This window comes from Belliella calami (genome assembly GCF_022549695.1).
Classification (GTDB): Bacteria; Bacteroidota; Bacteroidia; order Cytophagales; family Cyclobacteriaceae; genus Belliella; species Belliella calami.
The window spans coordinates 109656-135042 of the sequence record NZ_JAKZGS010000006.1 but is presented as its reverse complement, the minus strand read 5'-3'; the positions used below and the strand labels follow the sequence as shown (position 1 = coordinate 135042).

Sequence of the window (25387 nt, the reverse complement as noted above, 5' to 3'; positions counted from 1 at the left end):
CAGTTTAATTTGCGTGTTCAGAGATGAATTTTACTCTATACACACGGATTTCTTCTTCGCCAAAATCTTCATCTTCGAGTTCACTCAAAGCTGCTTTGATGTTGTCACTTTCAGCAGTCATGAAATAATCATGTAGAATATCCTCTCGGTCTTCGTCCATGATATTTTCAATGTAATAATTGATATTCAATTTTGTACCACTGTAGATGATTTGCTCGATCTCTTGAAGCAATTCAGCCATGGAGATATTCAAATTTTCTGCTATTTCATCAAGATCGATTTTCCTATCCACTTGCTGGATTATTGAAATTTTTACTTTTGATCTACTTCCAGCAGTTTTGACGACTACGTCTGAGGCTGTCATGATATCATTTTCCTCTACATAGTTTTCGATCAATTTTAGAAATGACGAGCCAAATTTAGTGACTTTTCCCATACCGACGCCATTTATTTGCGCCAATTCATCTCTGGTGGTAGGATAGACGGTTGCCATTTCTTCCAATGAAGGATCTTGGAAAATTACATAAGGAGGTAATCCTTTTGATTTTGCGACTTTCTTTCGCTCTGCTTTGAGCAATTCAAAAAGCTTTTCATCATAGGCTTTTGCTCCATTTGAAATGTCATCTGAGGCTTCTGCTATGAGCATTTTTTCAAAATCGTGGTCTTTGCTCATAGAAATGCTATATGGCTCTTTGATGTATTCTAAGCCTTTTGCAGTTACTTTTATGACTCCATAGTTTTCTATGTCTTTCTCAATGAAATCATTGATCATCGCTTGTCGGATGATAGTTTTCCAAAGTCTTTCATCTTCTTCAGAACCAACACCAAATATACTGAGCTTATCATGACCATAGCTTTTCATGTAGTCATTTTGCTCTCCTCTGATTACTTTGACGATATGCTCAATATTGAAACGGTTGTTGGTTTCTTTGACAGCTTGTATCGCAGAGACCAAATAATCTTTGCCTTCAAACTTTTCATTGGGGTGTTTACAGTTGTCACAGAAGCCACAGTCTTTTTCCATGTATTCGCCAAAGTAGTGAAGTAGCGTTTTTCTTCTACAAACAGAGCTTTCTGCATAAGCAGCCATTTCTTGGAGCAAGACCTTCGCGTTTTCACGTTCTGTTACCGGCTTGTCTTTATTGAATTTGTCTAATTTTACAATGTCTTCGTATTTGTAGAACATCAAGCAATGTCCCTCAAGTCCATCTCTACCAGCTCGTCCAGTTTCTTGATAATAGCCTTCCAGGGATTTTGGTACGTCATAGTGAATCACATACCTTACATCAGGCTTATCGATTCCCATTCCAAAAGCAATCGTGGCTACTATCACATCAAGTTCCTCATTGAGGAAATCATCTTGGTTTTTGATTCTGATACTTTGATCTAGTCCAGCATGGTATGGGGCTGCATTGATACCGTTTACTTGAAGCAGAGAAGCAATTTCTTCCACTTTTTTGCGGCTCAAGCAATAGATGATACCTGATTTGCCTTTGTGGCCTTTTATGTACTTGATGATTTGTTTTTTGGTCTCATTTTTCACTTTTGGCCTCACCTCATAATAAAGGTTGGTTCTGTTGAAAGAAGACTTAAACAGATCAGCCTCTTCCATCTGCAAATTTCGCTGAATGTCTTGTTGTACTTTTGGAGTAGCTGTAGCCGTAAGAGCGATTATTGGTAGTTTCTCACCGATCTGGGCAATTATAGATTTGATTCTACGGTATTCAGGCCTGAAATCATGTCCCCATTCTGAGATACAATGTGCTTCATCAATAGCAACAAAACTTATGTTGGCTTCTTTGAGGAAAAGTACATTTTCTTCTTTGGTAAGAGACTCAGGAGCCACGTAAAGGAGTTTCGTTTTGCCTGCAAGAACTTCTTTTTTGACTTTCGTTGTCTCTGATTTATTTAGGGTTGAATTCAGAAAGTATGCGTTGATGCCAAAGGCATTGAGCTGGTCAACCTGATTCTTCATCAGTGCAATCAATGGTGATATGACTACAGCTGTACCGCCTTTGATCACAGCTGGAAGTTGGTAACATAACGATTTTCCGGCTCCTGTTGGCATGATTACAAATGTATTGCTACCTCCAAGGATGTTATCAACAATGGCTTCTTGATTTCCTCTAAACTGACTGAAACCAAATATTTCTTTTAGATTTTCTTTTACTGATTGATCCACTTCACAATGACGTTTTAATGTTCCGCTTTTGGGTATTCATTAAACTTTAAGGATTTCTTTTTTACCTTTGATACAAATTTAATGATAAAGCCTGTCAAAATTGAAATTAACAAAAAATATTAAAACTAGCGCTATCGAAGTGCTCCAAAAGGAGGCAAATGCGGTTCAAAATCTAATAAATTTTATAGATGATGATTTTGTGGCCTGTGTTGAGGCTATTTTGGCCTCATCAGGAAGAGTAGTGATTACAGGTATTGGCAAAAGTGCAATCGTAGCCAATAAAATAGTAGCCACACTTAATTCCACTGGTACACCAGCTTTATTTATGCATGCCGCTGATGCGATTCATGGAGATTTGGGTATGATTCAAAAAAATGATTTCGTAATTTGTATTTCGAAAAGTGGAAACACCCCTGAGATAAAGGTTTTGGTACCTTTGCTCAAACGATTAGGGTCAAAACTCATAGCTTTAGTCAGTAACGTGAATAGTTATTTGGCTGAAAATGCTGATTTTGTACTAAATGCCACTATTGATCAAGAAGCTTGTCCAAACAATCTAGCACCGACTACCAGTACCACGGTTCATATGGCCATGGGTGATGCACTTGCCGTTTGCTTATTGGAAGCAAGAGGGTTTTCACCAGAAGATTTTGCAGTTTATCACCCAGGTGGGGCTCTCGGGAAGCAACTATATTTGACTGTTTTCGATGTAATACCAAAGAATTTGATCCCGATTGTAAAAAAAGATGCCCTTTTGACCGAAATTATCGTAGAGATAAGCAGCAAAAGGTTAGGTGCAACTGCCGTTGTGGATGAAAATCATAAATTGCTTGGTATAATTACTGATGGGGATTTGAGAAGAATGCTGATATCAGGTGCAGATATCCAACAAGTGAAGGCAATTGAAATAATGACTAAAAACCCTAAAACTATCTCACAGGATGAATTTGCAATCAGGGCTTTGAATAGAATGAAAGAATTTAATATTACACAACTAGTGGCTATGGATGGCGATAAAATCGCTGGGTTTATCCATATTCATGACTTAATGAAAGAGGGTATCGTATAATACTGACCAATGCAGGAAAAACCATATGTAGTAATCATGGCTGGAGGGATTGGCTCTCGTTTTTGGCCATATAGCAGAAACAATAGGCCCAAGCAATTTTTGGATATCCTTGGTACCGGAAGATCCTTGCTTCAGATGACCTATGATCGATTTTTGAGCATGACTGATTCCGATAGGTTTCTAGTGGTTACCAATAAGCATTATTTTGATTTAGTGAGAGAACAATTGCCCGATATTCCAGTATCCAACATTTTGAAAGAACCCCAAAGGAGAGATACGGCAAATTGTATTGCTTATGCGAGTTATAAAATTTCGGAAAAAGACCCTCACGCAAAAGTTATCGTAACCCCAGCAGACCATTTGATACTCAATGAATCAAAATTTATTCTGAATATTGAAACTTCCTTGAATTCATGTGAGCAACATGACCGATTGATTACTATTGGAATTCAGCCGAATAGACCTGAAACAGGCTATGGTTATATCCAATATTTTGTCGACGATTCTAAAGCGGCCAAAAAAGTAAAGACATTTACCGAAAAACCAAATTTGAAGTTGGCCAAGACCTTTTTAGAAAGTGGTGATTTTGTCTGGAATTCTGGGATGTTTGTTTGGAAAGTGGAAAGTATCATCAAGGCTTTTGAGAAATACATGCCTGAAGTCGCAGAGGTTTTTGAAGAAGGAGTGGGATATTACAATACAGATCAAGAACATGAATTTATCATCAAGGCTTATTCTCAAGTGAAAAATATTTCGATTGACTTTGGAATAATGGAAAAGTCAGAGGAGGTATATGTGATTTTGGGAGATTTTGGTTGGTCTGATTTGGGTTCGTGGATGGGATTGTATGAAATACAAGATAAAGACGTTGAGGAAAATGTAGTGGAAGCCAATGCACTTCTATACGACACCAAAAACTGCTATGTGAAAGTTTCGTCCAATAAATTAGTAGTTATCCAAGGTTTGGAAAACTACCTTGTTACTGAATCTGAAAATGTGCTACTAATCTGTAAACTTGATGCTGAAAAGAAGTTTAGGGAATTCGTAATTGACGCCAAAGCAAAAGGTGAGAACTTTGTGTAGTAATTAAATCGATTATAGTTAAAAAAACACATTCAAGAAATTTGAAATCAATAAAGAGGATTTCAAATTTCTTGATTGAATTATATTCTGGATTTCCCCTCAATAGAACTTTTTATCAATCCTGTATGGAATTGACTAGAAGTAGAATTGTAATCTTTTGTAATTGTAGGAATGCTAATTGTTTCCAAAAATGTACCATCTTTTTTGAGTTTTATTCCTGTGAGGCAATGGCCTTTGTATGCACCTGTATCTATATTCCAAGAATTGCTGCTACTTTGGAATTCTGGCCTTCCATCCACCAAAGGTGTATGTCCTATTACTTGTAGTTTGCCTAAATTCACTAAGGATTTTCTATTCCATAATACGCCATCTGTATTGTCGAGATCTAATGGTGAACCTATTCCAGAGAAGCCAGCGTGTGATACTACTACATTTTTATTTTCCCAAAACAAAGGCATGGAACTAAGCCAGCCAAGGTAAGATTCGGGATTTAAATTCTCTTTTTTGAATTGTTCTAGAGTTTCTTTACCACCATTGTTTAGCCAATGGTCAGAATGGTCTTCCCCTTGAAGGTAGTTGATCATCATTTGTTCATGATTTCCTTTGAGGAAATGAACTGAGTTTTTAAAAACCTTTTTGATTTCGAAAGCTAACCTCAGAGTCAAAGGAGAAAAGTTACCTCTGTCGACAAGATCTCCTAGTTGAATGAGGGTCTCTGTTTTTGGCTCCCAATGATCCATCAATTTAAGATATGAATGGAAACAGCCATGAACATCTCCGATGATAAAAAGCGACATATTATTTTTTTTGGTTAGAGTTTTCCGGATTTTTTATGCTGCACTATAGACGAAAGTAAGCGAATTTGGCATCAAATGAGCCTTTTTTTAAAGAAATATTTACATAAATGTTTGATCGCCAATATCCTATATTTCACAAACAAAAAAACATATATGAAGTTAATTTGTTAAAATTCTTTCGAACATGAATTGAATTTCTTAAATTAAAAAACTTCTAACACCCTAATATCCACAAGCTAAGCAAATTTAATTCAAGTATCTCAATGTCTGGGTCAATCCAAACATGTGGTGAAAATAAACTGTTGAAGATATGACCAATTTTGAAACTGGCTAAAATCTTAAACTTTATTAAAAATCGTAAATACACTTATGACATAAATATCTAACTAAATTAATTTAAAATGAAAAATTCACCAGTTTTCTCCTTGGTTATCTTATTGATAATGACAGGATGTTTCTCCCAAAAGGACTTTATTGCAGAATATGATTTCAATTATTCTGCAAATTTTAAAAAGTACAAAACCTTCGGTTTTATAGACAATCCAGAAGAAGATGATGAAGAGTTTGTAACCATAATCAAAAGAACCATCTCGAACAGATTAGGTTCTCAAGGTTTCAAGCTTCAGGATGACAAGCCAGACTTGTTGGTGAATTACAAAGTTTTTAAAGAAGAAGTAAAATATAGAGGATACGAACAACCGAATTTTGATTATTGGTTGCAAAGAAAAGGTGCATTTGTAACAGAAGAAGTTGACGAACTAAAGCCTGAAGACAAAGAAAAAGATGAGAATTACAACAATGTGAAATATTCTCAAAACAATGGGATGCTTGTTATTTTTGTGATTGATAACAAAAAGGGAAATACAATTTGGCAAGGATATACACCCGCAGCATTCGATTTGCTTTCCCCTGACCTTTCTTCAGATCTTACACGTGCCACTTATAAGGTTATGGATCAATTTAGGGTCTTAAGTAGAGCGCGTTAATAAATAGCATGTTTATGTAATCTGAGTATCCCCAATGTTGCATTTTGGCTCAGAAGAGGTTTTATGTGTGGCGGATTCTTGCCATCTGACGACTGTCAACAGTCAACACAACCTCAACTCATTTATCAAATATTCTATTGATTGGCTACGTGCAAGAAAGCGGATACAAATATTATGAAATTATTCCAGGTAGTTTCCACAAAATATTCCGTGACGTAAATCATGTTTTTCAGTTAATTCTAAGTGCTTAATTTGCCATCTGTTTTACTTAAGTTGACCTATGCTTCTTTTCAATAAAAAGGAGAGCGAAATTAGAATCGCTCTCCTTTTTGTTTCTTAGGTTCAATAAACTTTTTCACCTCCGATGTAAGTAGCTTTGACCTTTAAATCCCTCAGCTCATTGTGTGGTGCAGTCATCATGTCTTTTTCAAAAATCACAAAATCAGCCAATTTACCAACTTCGATACTTCCTTTTAGATTCTCTTCAAAATTTGCGAAGGCGGCCCAAATTGTCATTCCTTTCAAAGCTTCTTCTCGACGGATTCTGTTTTCCATCTGGAATCCATCTGAGGGATAGTTGTTGGCATCTTTCCTTACCACAGCAGCATGAAATCCATACATAGGGTTGATGTTCTCAACAGGAAAATCACTCCCCAAGGCCAACATGCCATTTTGGTCTAACAAATCTTTGTAAGCGTAAGCGGTTTTGATACGAAATGGTCCCAATCTTTGACCTGCCCAATACATATCTGAAGTGGCATGGGTAGGTTGAACAGAAGGGATTATACTGTAGGAAGCAAACTTCGATATATCTTCTTTACTTACAATTTGCGCATGTTCGATTCTCCATCTGAGGTCATTTTTCCCTTTCAAATGCTTTGCATAAATATCCAACAGCGTTCTATTTGCAGAATCACCAATGCAATGCGTATTCATTTGAAACCCGTTTTCATACATTTTTTTTGCCAACTCATCAAAAGCTTCCGGTGTATTCAAAAGAAAACCATAATTGGTAGTGTGGTCATGATAAGGTTGCAAAAGTGCTGCACCTCTCGAACCTAAAGCCCCATCTCCATAGATCTTAAAGCTTTTTACAGTCAAATTATCATCTTGATAAGTACCCTTTTCAAAATAATGCTTCATGTTTTCATCTGTAGGATTCACCATTGCATAAATCCTCATTTTCAAGGCCTTCTCTTCGTGCATTTCGTGCATTAGCTCAATAGTGCTCCGTTCCAGTCCAGCATCTACTACAGTAGTCAAACCTACTTCAAAACAATTTTCCTGTGCTGCCAATAAGCCAATTCTAGATTCTTCTTCAGTTGGATCAGGAACTTTTGATGAAACTAATTTGATGGCATTATCTATCAGAACTCCAGTAGGTTTTCCATCTTCTAAGATCACTTTTCCACCAATCATCTCAGTTTTTGCAGTAATCCCACCAAGATCAAGTGCTTTTTGATTCACCAAAGCAGCATGACCATCTATCCTTGTCAACAAAACAGGAGTTTCAGGAAACAGTCTGTCAAGTTCATCCTTAGTGGGAAATTCTTTTGTTTCCCATAGGTTTTGGTCCCAACCTCTCCCCAAAATCCATGGGGCGTCTGGAGTGCTTTCATGCTGTTTTAACACACGCTCTATAAGTTCTTGTTCGGATTCTGCACCAAGCAAATCCACAACTTGAAGCCCAAGTCCATAGCGATAGAAATGTGCATGGGCATCTATTAACCCTGGATAGATTGTCTGGCCTTGAGCATCTAAAATTTCAGCAGCTTCATATTTAGATAAAATATCAGAATTACTTCCTGTAGCAACGAATTTTCCATCTTTGATAGCGAAAGCTTTTACGATGTCAAACCCTTCAGATACCGTGTAGATTGTTGCGTTGTGGACGATAAAATCTACTTGTTCTTTTTGTGAACCACAAGAGACCATCAAGTACAATGCGAGCGAAAAGGATAATGTGTATAACAATTTTTTCATTTGGGTGATTTTGGTTTATATTCTTTAAGTAAAAGCTCCCATCTTTGTGGTATGATTGAGCATAATTATTCTTTTCTACAAGAGCCTTTGAATTTTCCGAACTTCGAATTTAAGCTTCAGGAGGAAAAGAATGGAAAAATAAGCATTTTCGATTCACTTAGAAAGAAGTATTTGATATTGACACCAGAAGAATGGGTGAGGCAACATATCATCCAGGTGTTGATCCAAAAATATAAGTATCCAAAAAGCCTTTTTTCAATGGAAAAAGGCCTAAAATATAACCTTTTGCAAAAGCGTTTTGATGTATTGGTTCATGATCGAAATGGTATGCCTTTTTTATTGGTGGAATGCAAAGCTCCGGAAATTAAATTGACTCAAAAAACTGTTGAACAAGTTTGCATTTATAACAAAACTATCAATGCGCCTTATATCGGAATTACAAACGGTAAGCTGCATTTGTTTTTACAGTTTGATCAAGAGAAAGGACAATTTGTTCAAATAAGAGATTTACCATCAATTGGGCATAATATATAATTTTTCGGGTTTATTGGTGGATTTTCGCTACCTTTAACTACTCAAAAATACCCAAGCATAAATTAAATATCTTGACATGATTAGAGAAAAAAGCAGTCCTTGTGAACTATGCCTTAGTAGAAAGTTTTCCATGTTTTCCGATCTCTCAGATGCTCATTTATGTAATCTTTCAGACAACAAAAATTTCATCTCCCACAAAAAAGGTCAAATCTTATATTATGAAGGAACGAAGCCCTTGGGAGTTTTTTGCATCAGTGGAGGTATTGTGAAAGTTTTCAAAACAGCTTCAAATGGAAAGGAACAAATAATCAGGTTAGCCCAAAAAGGGGAGTTTCTGGGTTATTCGTCCATGCTAGGAGAAGAAGTGTATTCGAGTACAGCAACAATTGTCGAAGATGCTAAAATTTGTTTCGTTCCAAAGGAAGTGTTTTTGAAAATCCTATTGGAAGATAATAATTTTCACAGAAGGCTTACCAAAGCATTGTGCCAAGATATTGGTGTCATGGAAGAGAAATTGACGGATGCTACCCAAAAATCCATTCGTGAAAGGCTTGCTTTTACTCTTCTCAAACTTGGCGATACTTACGGGGTTGATGGCGGTGAAGGTGAGAAAATCGATATCGTCTTGACAAGAGAGGAAATCGCAGGACTTGTAGGAACAGCCACTGAAACAGTCATTAGGTTACTTTCTGAATTTAAGAAGGATGATTTAATCGAATTTGAAGGAAAAAGAATCATTATTTTGAACAAAAAAGGATTGGCAAGACTTAGTGATTTTTATGGGTGATTTTGGTTATACAGGATTGTTGGAAGTATATACTATGGATCTTGGGGTTTTGGTAGTAATGTCTAAACGTTTAAATTAGGCCCAGCCTAGTAAGTGGGAGTTCTTGGTTCATTGTACTGTATATTTGTTACAAAATCACTAAAATATACTTGTGATAATTAGACTTGCAATTTTATGAATTTGAAATATTCAATTTTATTTATATTCCTTTTACTTTCAAATATGTCTTTCGCTCAAAGTTTTGCGTACAAAACATTGCTCAAGGGAGTATATGATAAAGATTTTCCATTAGTAGGGTTAGATGATGAGATTTTGAAAAAGGCTGCTTTTCTTGATGCGAGAGAGAAGGTAGAGTTTGATGTAAGTCATATCAAAGGGGCAAAATGGATTGGTTATAATACATTTTCTTTAGAAGCTGTCAAGACCATTCCAAAAGATCAAAAAATAGTCGTGTACTGCTCCATAGGAGCGAGAAGTCAGGAAATTGGAAAAAAGCTTAAAGAGGCTGGTTATAAAGATGTTTACAATTTGTATGGAGGTATTTTTCACTGGGTCAATGAAGATAAGCCTGTTTACAAGAACGGAGAAAAGACAGAATTTGTGCATGCTTATAGTCGATCTTGGGGAGTTTGGTTGAAAAAAGGGGAGAAGGTTTATTAGAATTGAATAGATACTGGTTGAACCCAAAGCAGCAAATGATTATAACGTGCTGAATACTGACATGAACAATTGATTTTACTTTTTGGTCATCTATGATGCGGATAAACTCGTTTATTAAGAAAAAATAGCAATTATGAAATCCTTCTTCTTTATTTTCAGTCTTTTACTGTTTAATTTCTCTTGTGGAGCTTCCAATCTTGGAGCAAAAGAGACTAAGGCTCCTTCCCATAAAGAATTCGAAGCTCTTCTCAAAAAGCATGTTTCCTCTTCAGGTGTTGTAGACTATAAAGGTTTTATAGAAGACAAAGCTAAATTAGACAAGTATTGCGATTTGTTAAGCAATAATGCGCCAGATCGAAAAACATGGACAAAAGAAGAACAATTGGCTTATTGGATCAATGCTTACAATGCATTTACGATCAAATTGATTGCTGACAACTATCCTGTAAAGAGTATTCAAGACTTACATCCGAAAATTAAAATTCCTCTAGTCAATACTGTTTGGCACATCAAATTCTTTAAAATCGGAGGTAAGGATGCTAGCTTGGATGAAATTGAGCATAAGATTTTGCGGAAGGAATTTGATGAACCTAGAATTCACTTTGCCATCAATTGCGCCTCGTATTCATGTCCACCACTTTTGAACGAAGCTTTTGTAGCAGAAAAAGTTGATGCTCAGTTGGATAAAGTGGCCAAAAGCTTTATCAATGACCCGAAAAGAAATAAAATCAGTACGGACAAAATCGAGATCTCTAAGATTTTCTCTTGGTTCAAGGGAGATTTTACAAAAAATGGAAGTTTAATTGATTACCTTAACAAATATTCAAAAGTAAAAATCAACCCAAAAGCTAAAGTCTCCCATTTAGACTATGATTGGTCCCTCAACGAATAGTACAGATAGGCATGTAGTGATTATCGGAAATGGAATTTCCGGCGTGACCTGTGCTCGAAATATTAGAAAAAAGGATTCCCAAACCAGAATTACCATCATCTCTGGAGAAACAGCCCATTTTTTTTCTAGAACGGCTCTCATGTACATCTATATGGGGCATATGAAATACGAACACACAAAGCCTTATGAGGATTGGTTTTGGGGAAAAAATAGGATCGAACTCAAACAAGCTTGGGTAGATCGAGTTGATTTTGAAGAGAAAAACCTAATTTTTTCAGACAAAACCCAAATGCAATATGACGTATTGGTTTTGGCAACAGGATCAAAACCCAATACATATGGCTGGAAAGGGCAAGAACTAAATGGGGTTCAAGGTTTGTATTCCATGCAGGATTTGGAATTGATGGAAAAAAACACACATAAAATCCAAAGAGCGGTCGTAGTAGGAGGGGGATTGATTGGGATAGAAATGGCCGAAATGCTCATGAGTAGGGATTTTCCAGTTACTTTTTTGGTAAGGGAAAAGAATTTTTGGGATAATATTCTTCCAGTTGAAGAATCTAAATTGATCAATCGCCATATTTTGGAACATCATATAGATTTGAGGTTAGAGACCGAATTGGAGGAAATTATTGATGATGGAAATGGAAAAGTGAAAGCAGTCAAAACAAAGTCTGGGGAAGTAATTTCTTGTGAATTTGTAGGTTTGACCGTAGGAGTAAGCCCGAACATTGGCTTTTTGAAAAATGGTAATGAGTCAGATTCAGAAAAATCCACACTTGAATTGAATCGTGGGATATTGATTGATTCGTACTTCAAAACAAATATTCCTGATGTTTATGCCATAGGTGATTGTGCAGAATTCAAGAATGTTCCAGCTCCAGATCGGAAAAATATAGAACAGGTATGGTACACAGGAAGGATGCATGGAGAGACATTGGCCCATAACTTGACAAATCGTAATTCAGTTCCTTACAAACCAGGAGTCTGGTTCAATTCTGCCAAATTTTTGGATATAGAATACCAAACTTACGGGTTTGTTCCAGCTAATATTGGAGAAAATGAAGATAGTTTTTATTGGGAAGCATTGAATGGAAAGGCCTGCTTGAGATTGTTTTATTCCAAATCAGATCAAAAGTTGCTTGGAGTCAATGCCTTTGGATGGAGATTGAGACACGAGTATTTTGATAAAGCAATCAGTAAGGGATATTCATTGGAAAAAGTCGTCTCTGAAATTGATAAAGCCAATTTCAACCCAGAATTTTATAAGCCTTTTCATTATGAAGTTTTGAAAAAGTACAACATGGAATTTGGGAAAACTTTGAAATTGCAGAAGCAGTCATTTTTCAAAAAACTAATTGGATCAAGGTCATGAATATAATACAGCGAATTGGATTGATACTATTTGTTCTCGGATTGGCGATTTTTTCCGTTTTGCCATTTATTGGTTCTTACCAATTGGAGCAAGAAATGGTTGAAAATGAAGTGAAAGATATTCACATGGATGCAATGGTGGAGGTGTTGAGACCAATGTATGGTCAATATTATGAATCAAACTTTGCTTTCATCTCAGATTTCAATAAGAACTTTGATAACTATAATGAGGAACTCAAGGCCAAGGAAGATTGGGACAATGTGATTTGGGATGATTATACTTACCCTTTGACAAAAGCCGCATCAACAGGCCCCGTTAGTCAAAATCCTTATTTTTACCTTGCCATCACGGTGTGTTTGGGTGTATTGGGAGGATTGATGTATATTTTTCCATTGCATAGAAATAAACCAGAAGGCATCAAGAATGATGGGATCTACTTTTCTTCCATGAAGGCCAGAGGGCTTTTGGGAATCATTACAGGCACATGGTTGATTGTTTTTTATATCATTTTGTATTGGTTTCCTGCCTATTTGACCAATCTGATTTTGATGGTAGATCCTTTGAGCATAGCGCTTTCGGGTAATCCTGCGAGTCAATGGTTTTTGTATGGATTCATTTACACATTGGCAATCGTCGTGATGGGGATCAGGATGTTTAGAAAATATAAGGGGAATGCCTATCAGACTATCAGAACGGCTTCAGTAATGTTTTTCCAATTGGCATTTGCTTTTCTTCTGCCCGAGATCTTGGTATTGCTCAATATGCCTTGGCATGACTTTAAGAATATTTGGCCATTAGATTATTCATTCTTCTATGACTATCGAATCGATGGGATGCTGAATTCTGGAGCTTTGGGGATGTTTATGCTTGTTTGGGGGATTATTTTGATTGTATTGGGAGTTCCCATTTTCACCTATTTTTATGGCAAAAGATGGTATTGCAGCTGGGTGTGTGGATGTGGAGGTTTGGCAGAGACGTTGGGAGATCCCTATCGGCAATTATCAGATAAATCTCTCAAATCCTGGCAAATCGAGAGATATATGATACATGGGGTGTTGGTCTTTGCTGTTTTGATGACAGCAATGACGATTGCAAATTATTTCTCTGGGTTTGCTATTTTGGGAAGTGCTACTGATCAGCTTCATTCTGCCTATGGGTTTTTGATTGGTTCAGCTTTTGCAGGAGTGATAGGAACTGGCTTTTATCCCTTGATGGGTAACAGAGTTTGGTGTAGATTTGGCTGTCCATTGGCGGCTTATCTCGGGCTTGTACAGCGGTTCAAGTCAAGATTCAGAATCACTACCAATGGCGGTCAGTGCATTTCTTGCGGAAATTGCTCCACATATTGTGAGATGGGAATAGATGTGAGATGGTATGCCCAGAGAGGTCAAAACATCGTCAGATCTTCATGTGTAGGTTGTGGAGTTTGCTCGGCTGTGTGTCCAAGAGGTGTGTTAAAATTAGAAAATGCTGATGAAGAAGGCAGAATCAATGAAATGCCAATCATCATCGGAAACAAATCCATTACTGTCAAATCTTAATGATCTTATTATATCTCATCATGGGTATTTACGCCCTAGCGATGTTATTTATTCTCTTATATAGCTTTGCCCAAGCTAATTTGCTTTATCATTTTTTCCAGTTTAGGAAAAATATCCCCAAAGCATTTCAACCTAAATGGGAAGATCTTCCATTAGTTACGGTGCAGCTACCTGTTTTCAATGAAAGATATGTGGTTGAAAGATTACTTGATGCCGCCACGAAATTCAATTATCCCAAGGACAAACTTGAAATTCAAATTTTGGATGACAGTACAGACGAAACAGCTGGGATCATCAAAAAATATATTCAGAATTATCCAGAAATAGATTTTCAATATCTCCATCGACAAGACCGCACAGGATTCAAGGCAGGCGCTTTGAAAGCTGGGTTGGAAGTAGCAAAAGGTGAATTTATAGCTGTTTTTGATGCAGATTTTGTTCCTGATCCTGATTTTTTACTCCAAACGATTGGTCATTTTTCAAATGAAAAAATCGGCATGGTTCAAAGTCGTTGGACACATTTGAATGAAAGTTATTCCCTGTTGACCCGACTTCAGGCATTTGCTTTGGATGCACATTTTATGGTAGAGCAGATGGGGAGAAATCAACAAAAAGCATTTATCAATTTCAATGGAACGGGTGGGATTTGGAGGAAATCCTGTATTGTAGATGCAGGGAATTGGCATGACGATACGTTGACCGAAGATTTGGACTTAAGTTATAGAGCACAGCAAAAAGGTTGGGAATTCATTTATAGGCCAGACATAAAATCACCTGCCGAACTTCCACCAGTTATGTCAGCCATCAAGTCCCAGCAATTTCGCTGGACCAAAGGTGGGGCAGAGTGTGCTACCAAACATTTGAAAAATGTATGGCAGCAGCCATTGGGATTGAGAAAAAAACTCCACGCATCAGCACATTTGCTCAATGCAGTGATCTTTATAGCAGTAGTGATTGTAAGCTTATGCAGCATTCCACTTTGGTGGGGATTTCAGCAGGGGATGATTCCTGGAGAGATTTTCCAAGGAGCAGCGTTATTTTTGATAGGTTTTGTAATTATCGCTTTGGTTTATTTCTTCGCAAATCTCAGTTTGGTAGATTTTTCGACCAAAGGGATTATTAGGTTTCTCTGGGAATTACCGGTTTTTCTATCTGTTTCCATGGGGCTTTCCATTCACAATGCTCAAGCAGTATGGGAAGGCTTGACAGGCAAGAAATCACCCTTTATCCGAACACCAAAATATAACCTGAGCGACAGACAGTCTTGGAAACGCAATATTTATCATCAGCTCAAAGTGCCAATTACGACGTATTTGGAAGGGATAATGGCCTTAGTATTTCTTGTTATGGTGGTGCTTTCAATATATTTCCAGACTTATGAAATGCTGGTGTTTCATGGAATGTTAGCTTTGGGTTTTACGCTTGTTAGTATTGAATCATTTAGAAGTTATAGAATTTGAGTAGGTGTTGGATAAGATAGATATTTATGGATATTGAGTGGAAATTTGGATATTTTTCCATATCATTCCCTAAACCCATTGAATTAACTTTAAGCTATTAAACAATAAAATCTTTTGACCAATATAAAAATAGATGTAATCATCCCAGCTTTCAATGAAGAGAACTCCATTGGTAAAGTGATCAATGACATACCAAAATTGGTTAGAAATGTTGTGGTGGTCAATAATCGATCTACTGATCTTACCAAAGAAGTAGCTCAAAACGCAGGTGCTATTGTTTTGGATGAATTGCAAATGGGGTATGGGAAAGCTTGCTTGACTGGAATGGATTTTATATCCAAACAGAAAGTGCTTCCTGATATCTTGGTGTTTTTGGATGGGGATTACTCTGATTATCCAGAGCAATTGCTAGACTTGGTAAAACCAATCATGGAGGATGATTTTGATATGGTGATTGGTTCTAGGGCATTGGGAAATAGGGAAAGTGGTTCTATGACAATTCCTCAGGTTTTTGGCAATTGGCTTTCAACTTCACTGATGCGTTTGATTTATAAAACTTCTTACACCGATTTAGGTCCGTTTCGAGCTATCAAATGGGATAAATTGACAGCTTTGGGAATGGTGGATCAAAACTATGGATGGACAATAGAAATGCAGATCAAAGCAGCAAAGGCTGGTTATAAAACCACAGAAGTCCCAGTGGATTATAAAAAGAGGATAGGTATTTCCAAAGTGAGTGGAACAGTAAAAGGTGTGTTTGGAGCAGGATATAAGATTCTTTGGACGATTTATAAGTATTGGTGAATTGGCTAAGATTTTATGTTTTCTTCATATAGCTGAATCCATTCATTTACATTCATCTTGCTTACCAATTCTCCAATTAATCTGAATGGAATTTGTTCTTCTTTCTTAAAGCGGATACAGCTTTTTCCCATATCAAGCTTGGTTTTGATCGTTAATGAATATTCTTTGGTAAACCAATCCAAGAGATTCTTATCCGCATAAAGTCCCATGTGATAAAAACCAATATGGTTTTTTTGGCTTGCCAATGCCATAAAAGGAAGTGGATCTGAAGGTTTGCAATGGTAGCCTGATGGGTAAGTTTGATGTGGAACCACATAGCCAATCATTCCATACTGGATAGTTTCTTCAAATCCTTCTGGTAAGTTGTCCAAAATTACAGCTCTCAACCTCTCTACAATTTTCTGTTTTTCTTCTGGTACAACAGAAAGATATTCTTTTACTGAGTTTACATTATATTGCATGGGCTAATTACTTCTTTTATCTAAATTTGTATACTAAATAATTTACAGCTATGAAATTACAAACAATTTTGTTTACAGCATCTATTCTTTTAATAGTTTCTTGCTCAAAGACTCCTACACGTGAAAACATCGATTTTGAAGAATGGGGGAAATATTGGTTTCAAGGAAAAGCTGAGATCAGTAGTTTTGACCTCATACAATACAGGTATGGAGAAGAACGTCAAGGAGAGGCTGTGTTGATCTTTGTTACAGAAGATTTTTCAAGAAAAAAACAGGTGAAATTAGACAATCCGCAGGATGCAGGAAATGATAAAATCGCGGTTTTGAAAATGAATCAAACCCGAGATTTTGTGACAGGTATCTATCCATACCATATCATGCTTTCGGCTTTCACCCCTACCAAAGAAAGGTCTCAAGGACTCAAATTTTCCTCTAGTGTTCAGGAATGGTGTGGTCAGAGTTTTTCTCAAATCAACTTATCTGGTACTGATTCTTATTCTGGAAACCTGAATTCCTACTTTGAATCAGAAGGTGATGCTTCTATTTCAGTGACAGGTCTTGCGGAAGATGATTTGTGGAATCTGATTCGAATTTCTCCTTCGGAGATTCCTTTGGGTGGTGTGAGTGTTTTTCCATCTTTGATTTATCAGCGTTTTAGCCATCAAGAATTGGCTGCAGAAGAAGCTTTTATTAGAATCCAAGATATCAGCAATGATCGAAAGCAGCTAGAATTGACTTATAGCTCCGGTATTCGTGTGTTAAAAATCGATTTTGAAAAAGATTTTCCTTACCAAATAATGGCATGGGAAGAGACTCATACTAGGTCAGACGGTTCAAAAGAAGTAACACAAGCAAAGCGCAAAGCTGTGAAAGTGCTTGACTATTGGAAAAGAAACAAAGTCGAAGACGAATTTTTAAGGGATGAATTGAAATTGAAAAATTGATTTTCAAGAAGCGAGAAGCGAGATAAAAGACTTGAGACTGAGACAAGTCACCTCGATCCCGAAAGCATTCGGGAGAAGCTTGTCCCGCAGAATTGCGGGGAGGTCTTGTCCCTATTTGAAACTGGAAAGTTAAATTGAAGTTGGGGTGTGAAATTCAGTATGAGATTTCTCCCCGTAATTCTACGGGGCAGGCTCTTTTAGTCGAAATGACTTGCCTATAAAACGAGAGGATAAGTATAAAAAAAATGTCAAGTAATTTCAGGACGTGACAAAGATAGCCCTGAAAGGGCTTATGATCCAAGCATCGGGTCATGACCCGATGACTTGAGAATATGGAGAGTGTAAGAAGAATGAAGGATGATAGACATTAGGTAATGTGATTTAAACCCCGAATGGGGTTTAACCTTGAATAGCCCCGCTTAAAATGCGGTGGATAAATCATATATCTCGTCCCGAAAAGATTAACCCCGAAGGGGTTTAATTTTTCATTTTTCAATAGAAATAGTATCAACTATTTTCAGTTCGTGACATTATTTAAATAATTGAATAAAACAATAAAAACCCATTAAAAACCCTTTAAAAGCTTCTTTTTGAAAAACAGAATACAGTTTTATATGGTCATTTTGATCTACGCAATAGCGCTATTTATTATGGGCTATTGCGTAGATCGAAGTGATTTTTTTGTTCAGTTTGGTCTTTATATCCTCTGTTTTGGAGCAAGTTTGTTAATCTACTTTTATTCTGTGAATTGGGAAGTTTCTTTAAAAATGGGATTGATATGTGCTTTTTTGCTGAGATTGATTCTGATAATTTCAGAGCCAGTTCTTTCTGATGACTTTTTCCGATTTGTTTTTGATGGTCAATTGATTCGAAATGGCATAAACCCCTACCTATATTTCCCACATGATTCACTTTCTTTGCTTTCTGACGAGGTGAGTGTTTATTGGCAAAATTTGCTTGAAGGAATGAATTCCCACGAGTATTTCTCAGTCTATCCTCCATTTCATCAATTGTTTTTCTATATAGCTGCCTTAGGAGGTGAGAATTTGCTTGCCAATATTTTAATTCTTCGCTTTCTGATTTTGGTATTTGAAGGATTTACCTTTTATCTTGTTTATAGCTTGCTGAGCTTGTTGGGATTGAAGATTTCAAAACTTTGGCTTTATGCATTCAATCCTCTGGTGATTTTAGAACTTACAGGGAATCTACATTTTGAAGGGATTGTTTTGACAGGGCTTTTGGCTGCGCTCTATTTTTACCATAAAAATCAAACAAAAAGTTCGGGCATCTCCTGGGCTTGGGCAGTGGGTGTGAAGTTGAGCCCATTGATGATTTTACCACTTTGGATTAGAGCATGGAAAGGGAAATCACTAATTTGGTTTTTGGGTGTCTCAATATTTGTAATTGGTGTTAGCCTAATGCCTTTGATCTTTGAAACAGGCTATTTGAATTTTTGGAAAAGCTTTAGATTGTACCAAAGTTCTTTTGAATTCAATGCTTCGATTTATTACATTTTCCGTTGGATTTCTGGTTTTTGGCTAGATTATAATCCGATCCAAACACTTGGGCCTATTTTGAATTTGCTCGCATTTATAACGATTATTATGCTGGTTTTCAAAAGGAAAATTCAGAAAACAACTGAATTGGCTGAAGCAATTGTATGGATATTCTTGGTTTATCTCCTTTTTCAAACTACAGTTCACCCTTGGTATCTTATTCCTGCATTTGGGCTGAGTTTGTTGACAAAAAACAAAGTCTTATTGGCTTGGAGTGGAGCTATATTTCTTTCTTATGCTGCATACAGAAATGATTTGGTAGAAGAAAATGCTATTTTGCTTTTTATTCAATATGGGATTGTTTTTGGTATGATTATTTGGACTTTTTTGAAGAGATTTACGGTAGATTATTAGTCAACTAGCAACATTTCGCTCGCAGCCTAAAAACGATCAACGTTTTTAACTGCTAAAAGTGCTTTGTTATAAAATTTTATGCAATGAAAGTAATTAATAAATATATAATACCTTTTGTAATCATTTTGGTAATAGCGGCCTGTGAAACTTCACCAAACAAAAAAGCTGAGAATATAATTAAAGAATCACAAGAATTCCATGATCCGGAAAGTACCTGGAGTACCTTGGAAAAGTTCTCGGTTTTGAAAAAAGTTGAAGAAATTGATGAATCGGGAAAAGTAAGCAAGTCGAGTGAATTTCGAATGGAGTTTAGATTGAAGCCTTTTTTTGAGGCTAAAAACTCTTGGGAAAAAGACAGTGTAAATCACATTGTCACTTTTGATGGAGTTAATACAAAATATTTGATGGGGGAAAATGATATTCAGAATAAAGGGTTTTTGGCCAATAAAGAAGCTGAAATCAAAAAAGCTTTTATTGCACTCACTCTGCCTTTTGGTGTGATTGACAAGGCTTCGAGGATCAATTATATGAGCAAAATCAAATTGATGGATGAAAAAGAAGTGGAGACTGTGGAATTGGTTTTTGAAGTAGACGGTGGTAGAAATTCAGATGTTTATTCTTGCTATTTCTTACCAACCACAAGTGAGTTTATAGGGTATAAACTTAGTGGAAAAAATGGGTATACAGTTAGCAATACTGCAGAAACGATCAAATATCGCGGGATTGATTTCCCATCAAAAAGGGAAGTTTATGAAGCAGATAGCTTGGGGAATCATATTCGCCTAAAAGAAATTGTGTCGTATAGCTTTATCGATTGATTATGAGAAATTTATTCATTTTACTACTTACATTCTCTGTTTTACTAAGTTGTAAGCAGCGTACAGAAGCAGAAAAAATCGTCGATCAGGCAATTCTAGCACATGGTGGAGAAGTATTCGAAAAAATAAAGATCAGCTTTGATTTTAGAAACCGACATTATACTATATTCAAATCCCAAAATGCATTTGAATATACGCGGGAGTTTATTGATAGCATTGGGATAGTAAAGGACATTTTGAATAATGAAGGTTTTACGAGAAAGATAAACGATGAAATAGTCAAGCTTGAAGAAGAGAGGTTAAAAGCATTCTCGAACTCAGTAAATTCCGTGGCGTATTTTGCTTATTTGCCTTATGGATTGAATGATCCAGCTGTTTTCAAGACCTATATCGGAGAAACAGCTATTGATGGGAAGAATTACCACTTGATCAAAGTGACTTTTTCAGAAGAGGGAGGAGGAGAGGATTTTGATGATGAATTTTTATTTTGGATTAACCAAGATTCTTTTTTGATGGATTATCTAGCATATTCTTACCATACAGATGGAGGAGGAGTCCGATTTCGAAAAGCCATCAATAGGCATAAAATAGGAGGTTTGATTCTGCAAGATTATGAAAATTACAAACCTATCGATGAGACGATACCCGTAGAAGAAATGGAAGCTTTGTATAAAAAAGGGGATTTAGAACTTCTTTCCGAGATTTTGTTGGAGAAAGTGGAGGTGGAGTAGGGTTAGAACTGTTCCGTTCCTAGCCAAATACAATAACCTTCTAAAAAGTTATTTCTTTTAATCTTGAATGTCAACTTTTCTACATTCAAACTCCTTCCAACTATTTACAGGCAATCGGCTTCCATTTTTCAGGACTTGTTGGATAAAATTGTCGCATTCTGTTTCCGAGAGTTGGCCATTCTTGACTGCCTGACAGAGAAAATCCATGGTGGTGAGATAAGTGATTTGATGCATTCTACAGTAGTTAGCAATGTCTTTTAGATTGCTACTGGCAAGGATATCTTTAGAATAACGGACCACGGCGAGGCAAGCTGATTCCCCATCACCTTTGAACATCAATTTCTTGATATGTAAATATTCTTTTTTACTAATGGGTTATTTTCAGGGAAGGCAATTATTTCCAGTAGATTGAAATTAATTAGATTATCCACCTCATTTTTCCTGCCTGGCATTCGAGAGATTTCTGCATAGACTTTATCCAACACTTTGATAGGAAAAGGAAAAATCTGTGGTAGCAAGAGTATTTGGCTGCCTGTAATGAAATGAGAGATGACATCAGCGTCAATTAAAATGATTTTATCATTCTTTTTCATCTCCATTTTTTCTCAAAGTAGAAAAATCTAATCCTATATCTTCTAAAAGTCCATAATAGTGAGTCTCAGAAATTTTATCTTGTTCAAATAATTTCCTAGCGAGAATTCCATAATCACCAATTACTTCACTTAGTTCATTTTTTTCATAAAGCTTATGCGAATACCCGTGATTCATTGCACTTGCTCTGACATTTTCTTTATACTCCTCTTTTTGATTTTTATCTATTAGTTTGAGTTCAAACAAGCGATTAAGTAAAGCCCTTCGTGAGCAGGAAAAGTACTGCTCTATTCTGATTACTGTGGCTAAAGTCACCTTAGCCTTCCTGAGCTCTGTATCGGGAACCAAAGCAAGAATTCCTTCTTCAGGAATTAAAAATTTGGATGCAAAAATGTCTGCATTAAACTCTTCCTTATCTTTTTTATCAAACAAACCCACTTGGCAAACTTGATAATCAAATCCCTCTTGGATAAATAGATGATAAAGCTCGTGACAAATCGTGAAATGTTGATGCCCTAGAGTCCTAGATGTGTTGATGAGCATAAACCGATTGGAATCACTCGATTTGATAGCTATTCCTGACAACTCCATATCCAAAGGTCTGAAGACTGCAAGCACTCCTAACTTATGAAGTAAACTTTTTAAATGAATGCTTTCTGTATTGCTATATCCTCCTTGTGAACGAAAATTAGCAGCATATTTTTCAAGAACGAGTTGGTTCATGCTCTAATATGGATTTCATACTAAGATAATTTCTAACAATCTTCTTGAATTTTGCTATTTGTTCCAAATCAGTAGGCTTGATGTTATCTGCTCTAAAAGCCAAAGCTAGATTAATACTGCTTAGCTTAAAGTCTTCCTCATAAAAATCATATTCATCTACGCCATATAAATTGGCCATTTTGCTAAGGATTTTGGTTGGTGCACTTCGAATACCATTTTCATAGTAACTAATCTCCTCACGATTTATCTGTAAGTATTCAGCCACCTGTTCTTGGTTAAAGCCAAGTTTCTGACGAATGCTTTTTAAATTTTCCCCAATGATTTGATCCTGATGCATATAATTTCATGTTTGAAAAAAAAACATGTTACAAATATAAAGCAATTAATTTATTTAGATGTAAATTGTAACAAATAATTTTTAAAATGAGTCACTCACTATTTAATTAATTCAATACCCAATCCCTTAATAACTAACCACTAATCAACAATAAACATTCTCTCAAAGCTCTTCAAAAGCAGGCTTCATATTTGCCCAGAATCCGTCCAAGGCGATGATTCGAGGTTTGAGGAATGATATGATTTTTGACCAGTCGTTTTGATCCATAATATTTACTTTGGGGATTGTTTTCTGAATTCTTGATACAATCTTTCCTGATTCTTCAACATGGTGCAATTCCCAATCCCACTCTTCATTGAGTTCAGCATGAAGGATTTTTTTGAATTCTAGGAATTGCTCAAAAAACAGCTGCTGAAGCTCTTCATCAGCATGGTTGATCTCAATACCAATGGATGCAAAATCCAACTCCGCCTTCATTCTGAAAAAAATATGTTTGACACCAGTCTTGTAATTCGACCAATTAACACGAACGCCAGTTTCTGAAGGAACCGGTTTCATGTATTGGCCAAAGGCCGTCCAAAAACCCTTTCTGATTTTGGATTTTTCTGCTCTGCTATACATTCCTTATCAGTAACTTTTCGGACTATCAGTAGGAAGGACAATGATGAAGTCAGCTATTCCCTTCGAATTTTCTTCAAGCGCTTTCGTATTATTTTGCTCGACAGTAGCAATAGTAAGAACTGAAGCATCTACAAACTCCTTTCTCAAATACCATACAATACCTTCATAATTATTGGAATGATAAGATCCATTTACATGAAGGATAGTTTTTCCTTTTCCAATAAATTCAAAAAGTGAAAAAGCCATAGTGGCATCTTTTATTGCTTGGGCTTCGACCATAAAATCAACATTCATACTCGATCCATGCATCATTTCTTTCATTCCTTTATACCCTGGCAGTGACATATCTACTTCAATAGGCAATGGAGCGATTGATTTTTTGGCTTCTTCAGAGAAAGATTCCAAGCTTTTCAAACCTTCTCGACTGACTACTGAAGCATATTTTCGGGGAACATTGGTTGCGACGACAGGGATTTTATTTTCTTTTGCAAAAAGCATCAATGGTTTGTAATCCGTTGCGTAATTGTTCCACAACTTTGCTTCGGCTTCAAAGTTTTTGTCGGTAATTCTTCCTTCTAGCCATTCATTGATGTTCAATTGATCATCTCTTTCAAAAAATTCACCTGCCAAAATAATTTCATTCTCGTTTGAATTTAGGTTTTTGAGAATTTGAAGCTGAAGCCAATGTGCTACACTGTTGTTGTGTAATTCACCAAAGAAAATAATTTCTTTCTCATTTAAAGTTTGATAAAAAGCCTTTTCTTCTATCAATTGTCCATCTTTCGTAAAGATCTGATAGAGCTTACTTTGTGAATAAGCTGAAATGCTAAGAAAAGTAAAGCAGAGATAAATTGTGATTTTTTTAAGCATAATCTTCTGGATAAGAAACTGTTACTACAGAGAAGTTGACAACCCCTCCGATAGCAGGGTTATGTTTTTTGATCGTGACAGAGACTTTTTTTGAAGAAGGATAGATTTTTAGGATATCAGTAATGATCAAGTGGGCCAAATGTTCCAACAATTTGACTGGTTCAAGCATGTGGGATTTGGCTATTTGATAAATTTTGGCGTAATCCACAGTGTCTCTGAGTTGATCATGAAGCATTGCGTTTTTGAAGTCTGTATCCACATGGATATCTACAGTAAAGCGATTCCCTAGTTTTGTTTCCTCAGAGAACACCCCATGATATGCATGAAACTCTATTCCTTCTAATGCTACTTTTCCCATCAATCTATATCGTCAAAAAATGATCTGTTCTTGTTTCCTTTGTTTTTATCTTCTTCAGGTTCCTCAATTATGTGGTTGGAAGCGTTTTGTGGCTTTGATATAGGTATAGAAGACCTTTCCTCTTGAGTGTCTTCCAAGTTTTCATCTTCCTGAATATCTATTTTGTTTTCGATGATTTCTTCTTCATCTTGTTCCAAAACAGTGCTTTCATTTAAATTATCAATTTCATCTACCAAGGTATGTTTGACCATTTCATCTTCTTTTAGGTCATTGATATTGGCGATGGTGAATGCGTTGTTTTTATTGAGTGTTTCGACCATTTCCTGATGGACTTTCACGTTGACTTTTTTGATGTCATTGTTTGACATACTGATGTTGTCTTCTATGTCTTCAGCTAGCTTTTTGAGGTTTTTCAAGATCAACTCCCTTTGGTGGATCAAGGATTCGTAACCATTTACCAAGTCGCTGACATCACCTTTCAGTTCAGCCATGATTTGCCTTCCTTTGCTTTCTGCTGAATCTATAAGGTTTCGAGATTGTGTTTTGGCATCATTCAGCATGGATTCTGCGTTTTGATGCGCTTCGTTGACGATGTGGTCAGCAGCTTCATTTGCTTCTTCGATGATGCTTGCGCCAGTATCTTCGGCTGTTTTCAAAGTTCTGAAAAGAGAGGCTTCTACTTCTTTGAGTTTGGTTGCTTCTTTGTCGCTTTGATCTAGCTTTCTCTGAAGCTCTTCATTTTCTGCTACAAGTTTCTCCCATTCAGTAGAAAGTTCGCTCATAAAAGCGTCAACTTCCTCTTTGTCATAACCTCTGAAATTTTTCTCAAAAGATTTTTTACGGATTTCTAATGCTGTTATTTTCATAATT

The 25387-nt window shown here is 36.4% G+C and carries 27 protein-coding genes; 15 read left to right on the top strand and 12 right to left on the bottom strand.

The features are described 5' to 3' along the window. Window positions 1-4: 4 nt before the first annotated feature. Window positions 5-2182: a DNA helicase RecQ gene (recQ, locus tag MM236_RS09655; RefSeq protein ID WP_241274769.1), complete on the bottom strand. Its 2178-nt coding sequence runs from the start codon at window positions 2180-2182 to the stop codon at window positions 5-7. A 100-nt stretch (window positions 2183-2282) separates the two neighbouring features. On the opposite strand from recQ, the gene MM236_RS09650 reads away from it, so the two are divergent. Both MM236_RS09650 and MM236_RS09645 read left to right on the top strand, forming a co-directional pair. Further along, a complete protein-coding gene (locus MM236_RS09650) occupies window positions 2283-3251 on the top strand; it encodes a KpsF/GutQ family sugar-phosphate isomerase (RefSeq protein ID WP_241274768.1) in 969 nt (322 codons plus the stop codon). A gap of 9 nt (window positions 3252-3260) precedes the next feature. Next, on the top strand, window positions 3261-4334 hold the full coding sequence (locus tag MM236_RS09645) for a mannose-1-phosphate guanylyltransferase (protein WP_241274767.1): 1074 nt from the start codon (window positions 3261-3263) through the stop codon (window positions 4332-4334). Window positions 4335-4414: 80 nt separating this feature from the next. Here MM236_RS09645 and MM236_RS09640 read toward each other — a convergent pair whose 3' ends face one another. Next, window positions 4415-5131, bottom strand: coding sequence for a metallophosphoesterase family protein (locus tag MM236_RS09640; RefSeq protein ID WP_241274766.1), 717 nt, complete (start codon window positions 5129-5131; stop codon window positions 4415-4417). A gap of 401 nt (window positions 5132-5532) precedes the next feature. Between MM236_RS09640 and MM236_RS09635 the strand changes: the two genes are divergently transcribed. Further along, complete coding sequence (locus tag MM236_RS09635) at window positions 5533-6117, top strand: DUF4136 domain-containing protein (RefSeq protein WP_241274765.1); 585 nt, start codon at window positions 5533-5535, stop codon at window positions 6115-6117. A 342-nt stretch (window positions 6118-6459) separates the two neighbouring features. On the opposite strand, the gene MM236_RS09630 is transcribed toward MM236_RS09635, so the two are convergent. Next, complete coding sequence (locus MM236_RS09630) at window positions 6460-8100, bottom strand: amidohydrolase (RefSeq protein ID WP_241274764.1); 1641 nt, start codon at window positions 8098-8100, stop codon at window positions 6460-6462. Window positions 8101-8151: 51 nt separating this feature from the next. On the opposite strand from MM236_RS09630, the gene MM236_RS09625 reads away from it, so the two are divergent. The 8 genes from MM236_RS09625 to MM236_RS09590 all read left to right on the top strand — a co-directional run bounded on the left by MM236_RS09625 (window position 8152) and on the right by MM236_RS09590 (window position 16153). Continuing rightward, window positions 8152-8634: a type I restriction enzyme HsdR N-terminal domain-containing protein gene (locus MM236_RS09625; protein WP_241274763.1), complete on the top strand. Its 483-nt coding sequence runs from the start codon at window positions 8152-8154 to the stop codon at window positions 8632-8634. A 76-nt stretch (window positions 8635-8710) separates the two neighbouring features. Then, window positions 8711-9421, top strand: a complete 711-nt coding sequence (locus tag MM236_RS09620) for a Crp/Fnr family transcriptional regulator (RefSeq protein ID WP_241274762.1) — start codon at window positions 8711-8713, stop codon at window positions 9419-9421. A gap of 222 nt (window positions 9422-9643) precedes the next feature. After that, on the top strand, window positions 9644-10081 hold the full coding sequence (locus MM236_RS09615) for a rhodanese-like domain-containing protein (RefSeq protein ID WP_241274761.1): 438 nt from the start codon (window positions 9644-9646) through the stop codon (window positions 10079-10081). A 133-nt stretch (window positions 10082-10214) separates the two neighbouring features. Continuing rightward, window positions 10215-10973 carry a DUF547 domain-containing protein gene (locus MM236_RS09610; protein ID WP_241274760.1) on the top strand — a complete coding sequence of 253 codons (759 nt, stop codon included), beginning with the start codon at window positions 10215-10217 and terminating at the stop codon, window positions 10971-10973. Further along, window positions 10951-12348, top strand: a complete 1398-nt coding sequence (locus tag MM236_RS09605) for an NAD(P)/FAD-dependent oxidoreductase (RefSeq protein ID WP_241274759.1) — start codon at window positions 10951-10953, stop codon at window positions 12346-12348. The genes MM236_RS09610 and MM236_RS09605 overlap by 23 nt, the downstream gene beginning before the upstream one ends. Then, entirely contained in the window at window positions 12345-13889 is a 1545-nt protein-coding gene (locus MM236_RS09600) for a 4Fe-4S binding protein (protein ID WP_241274758.1), read from the top strand. Before MM236_RS09605 ends, MM236_RS09600 begins: the two co-directional genes overlap by 4 nt. Next, window positions 13889-15349 (top strand): cellulose synthase family protein, encoded by a 1461-nt coding sequence (locus MM236_RS09595; RefSeq protein WP_241274757.1) that lies wholly within the window; start codon window positions 13889-13891, stop codon window positions 15347-15349. Before MM236_RS09600 ends, MM236_RS09595 begins: the two co-directional genes overlap by 1 nt. Before the next feature lie 123 nt (window positions 15350-15472). Next, window positions 15473-16153, top strand: a complete 681-nt coding sequence (locus MM236_RS09590) for a glycosyltransferase family 2 protein (protein WP_241274828.1) — start codon at window positions 15473-15475, stop codon at window positions 16151-16153. Between the two features lie 5 nt (window positions 16154-16158). Here MM236_RS09590 and MM236_RS09585 read toward each other — a convergent pair whose 3' ends face one another. After that, window positions 16159-16614: a DUF1801 domain-containing protein gene (locus tag MM236_RS09585; protein ID WP_241274756.1), complete on the bottom strand. Its 456-nt coding sequence runs from the start codon at window positions 16612-16614 to the stop codon at window positions 16159-16161. 50 nt (window positions 16615-16664) lie between these two features. Between MM236_RS09585 and MM236_RS09580 the strand changes: the two genes are divergently transcribed. From MM236_RS09580 to MM236_RS09565, 4 genes are all read left to right on the top strand, one after another. Continuing rightward, a complete protein-coding gene (locus MM236_RS09580; protein WP_241274755.1) occupies window positions 16665-17558 on the top strand; it encodes a hypothetical protein in 894 nt (297 codons plus the stop codon). Window positions 17559-18148: 590 nt separating this feature from the next. After that, window positions 18149-19468: an MptA/MptB family glycosyltransferase gene (locus tag MM236_RS09575; RefSeq protein WP_241274754.1), complete on the top strand. Its 1320-nt coding sequence runs from the start codon at window positions 18149-18151 to the stop codon at window positions 19466-19468. An 83-nt stretch (window positions 19469-19551) separates the two neighbouring features. Next, a complete protein-coding gene (locus tag MM236_RS09570) occupies window positions 19552-20286 on the top strand; it encodes a hypothetical protein (protein WP_241274753.1) in 735 nt (244 codons plus the stop codon). Window positions 20287-20288: 2 nt separating this feature from the next. Continuing rightward, window positions 20289-21017, top strand: coding sequence for a DUF6503 family protein (locus MM236_RS09565; protein ID WP_241274752.1), 729 nt, complete (start codon window positions 20289-20291; stop codon window positions 21015-21017). A 57-nt stretch (window positions 21018-21074) separates the two neighbouring features. Here the strand turns inward: MM236_RS09565 and MM236_RS09560 are convergent, their stop codons facing one another. The 8 genes from MM236_RS09560 to MM236_RS09525 form a co-directional block, all read right to left on the bottom strand. Continuing rightward, on the bottom strand, window positions 21075-21353 hold the full coding sequence (locus tag MM236_RS09560) for a hypothetical protein (RefSeq protein WP_241274751.1): 279 nt from the start codon (window positions 21351-21353) through the stop codon (window positions 21075-21077). Further along, entirely contained in the window at window positions 21353-21610 is a 258-nt protein-coding gene (locus MM236_RS09555) for a hypothetical protein (protein WP_241274750.1), read from the bottom strand. The genes MM236_RS09560 and MM236_RS09555 overlap by 1 nt, the downstream gene beginning before the upstream one ends. Next, window positions 21597-22331, bottom strand: coding sequence for an ImmA/IrrE family metallo-endopeptidase (locus MM236_RS09550; RefSeq protein WP_241274749.1), 735 nt, complete (start codon window positions 22329-22331; stop codon window positions 21597-21599). The genes MM236_RS09555 and MM236_RS09550 overlap by 14 nt, the downstream gene beginning before the upstream one ends. Further along, window positions 22312-22668: a helix-turn-helix domain-containing protein gene (locus MM236_RS09545; RefSeq protein ID WP_241274748.1), complete on the bottom strand. Its 357-nt coding sequence runs from the start codon at window positions 22666-22668 to the stop codon at window positions 22312-22314. The genes MM236_RS09550 and MM236_RS09545 overlap by 20 nt, the downstream gene beginning before the upstream one ends. 162 nt (window positions 22669-22830) lie before the next feature. Continuing rightward, entirely contained in the window at window positions 22831-23289 is a 459-nt protein-coding gene (locus MM236_RS09540) for a DUF4268 domain-containing protein (protein WP_241274747.1), read from the bottom strand. Window positions 23290-23295: 6 nt separating this feature from the next. Beyond that, window positions 23296-24159 carry a ChaN family lipoprotein gene (locus MM236_RS09535; protein ID WP_241274746.1) on the bottom strand — a complete coding sequence of 288 codons (864 nt, stop codon included), beginning with the start codon at window positions 24157-24159 and terminating at the stop codon, window positions 23296-23298. Next, a complete protein-coding gene (gene folB / locus MM236_RS09530; protein WP_241274745.1) occupies window positions 24152-24517 on the bottom strand; it encodes a dihydroneopterin aldolase in 366 nt (121 codons plus the stop codon). Before folB ends, MM236_RS09535 begins: the two co-directional genes overlap by 8 nt. Further along, window positions 24517-25383: a DivIVA domain-containing protein gene (locus tag MM236_RS09525; RefSeq protein ID WP_241274744.1), complete on the bottom strand. Its 867-nt coding sequence runs from the start codon at window positions 25381-25383 to the stop codon at window positions 24517-24519. The genes folB and MM236_RS09525 overlap by 1 nt, the downstream gene beginning before the upstream one ends. Window positions 25384-25387: the final 4 nt, after the last annotated feature.

Excerpts from the sequence above, each read along its gene's own strand:
- MM236_RS09645 (WP_241274767.1), top strand. The coding sequence starts at position 3,261 with ATGCAGGAAAAACCATATGTAGTAATCATGGCTGGAGGGATTGGCTCT.
- MM236_RS09640 (WP_241274766.1), bottom strand. The coding sequence starts at position 5,131 with ATGTCGCTTTTTATCATCGGAGATGTTCATGGCTGTTTCCATTCATAT.
- MM236_RS09635 (WP_241274765.1), top strand. The coding sequence starts at position 5,533 with ATGAAAAATTCACCAGTTTTCTCCTTGGTTATCTTATTGATAATGACA.
- MM236_RS09630 (WP_241274764.1), bottom strand. The coding sequence starts at position 8,100 with ATGAAAAAATTGTTATACACATTATCCTTTTCGCTCGCATTGTACTTG.
- MM236_RS09625 (WP_241274763.1), top strand. The coding sequence starts at position 8,152 with ATGATTGAGCATAATTATTCTTTTCTACAAGAGCCTTTGAATTTTCCG.
- MM236_RS09620 (WP_241274762.1), top strand. The coding sequence starts at position 8,711 with ATGATTAGAGAAAAAAGCAGTCCTTGTGAACTATGCCTTAGTAGAAAG.
- MM236_RS09615 (WP_241274761.1), top strand. The coding sequence starts at position 9,644 with ATGTCTTTCGCTCAAAGTTTTGCGTACAAAACATTGCTCAAGGGAGTA.
- MM236_RS09610 (WP_241274760.1), top strand. The coding sequence starts at position 10,215 with ATGAAATCCTTCTTCTTTATTTTCAGTCTTTTACTGTTTAATTTCTCT.
- MM236_RS09605 (WP_241274759.1), top strand. The coding sequence starts at position 10,951 with ATGATTGGTCCCTCAACGAATAGTACAGATAGGCATGTAGTGATTATC.
- MM236_RS09600 (WP_241274758.1), top strand. The coding sequence starts at position 12,345 with ATGAATATAATACAGCGAATTGGATTGATACTATTTGTTCTCGGATTG.
- MM236_RS09595 (WP_241274757.1), top strand. The coding sequence starts at position 13,889 with ATGATCTTATTATATCTCATCATGGGTATTTACGCCCTAGCGATGTTA.
- MM236_RS09585 (WP_241274756.1), bottom strand. The coding sequence starts at position 16,614 with ATGCAATATAATGTAAACTCAGTAAAAGAATATCTTTCTGTTGTACCA.
- MM236_RS09580 (WP_241274755.1), top strand. The coding sequence starts at position 16,665 with ATGAAATTACAAACAATTTTGTTTACAGCATCTATTCTTTTAATAGTT.
- MM236_RS09570 (WP_241274753.1), top strand. The coding sequence starts at position 19,552 with ATGAAAGTAATTAATAAATATATAATACCTTTTGTAATCATTTTGGTA.
- MM236_RS09565 (WP_241274752.1), top strand. The coding sequence starts at position 20,289 with ATGAGAAATTTATTCATTTTACTACTTACATTCTCTGTTTTACTAAGT.
- MM236_RS09560 (WP_241274751.1), bottom strand. The coding sequence starts at position 21,353 with ATGTTCAAAGGTGATGGGGAATCAGCTTGCCTCGCCGTGGTCCGTTAT.
- MM236_RS09555 (WP_241274750.1), bottom strand. The coding sequence starts at position 21,610 with ATGAAAAAGAATGATAAAATCATTTTAATTGACGCTGATGTCATCTCT.
- MM236_RS09550 (WP_241274749.1), bottom strand. The coding sequence starts at position 22,331 with ATGAACCAACTCGTTCTTGAAAAATATGCTGCTAATTTTCGTTCACAA.
- MM236_RS09545 (WP_241274748.1), bottom strand. The coding sequence starts at position 22,668 with ATGCATCAGGATCAAATCATTGGGGAAAATTTAAAAAGCATTCGTCAG.
- MM236_RS09540 (WP_241274747.1), bottom strand. The coding sequence starts at position 23,289 with ATGTATAGCAGAGCAGAAAAATCCAAAATCAGAAAGGGTTTTTGGACG.
- MM236_RS09535 (WP_241274746.1), bottom strand. The coding sequence starts at position 24,159 with ATGCTTAAAAAAATCACAATTTATCTCTGCTTTACTTTTCTTAGCATT.
- folB (WP_241274745.1), bottom strand. The coding sequence starts at position 24,517 with ATGGGAAAAGTAGCATTAGAAGGAATAGAGTTTCATGCATATCATGGG.
- MM236_RS09525 (WP_241274744.1), bottom strand. The coding sequence starts at position 25,383 with ATGAAAATAACAGCATTAGAAATCCGTAAAAAATCTTTTGAGAAAAAT.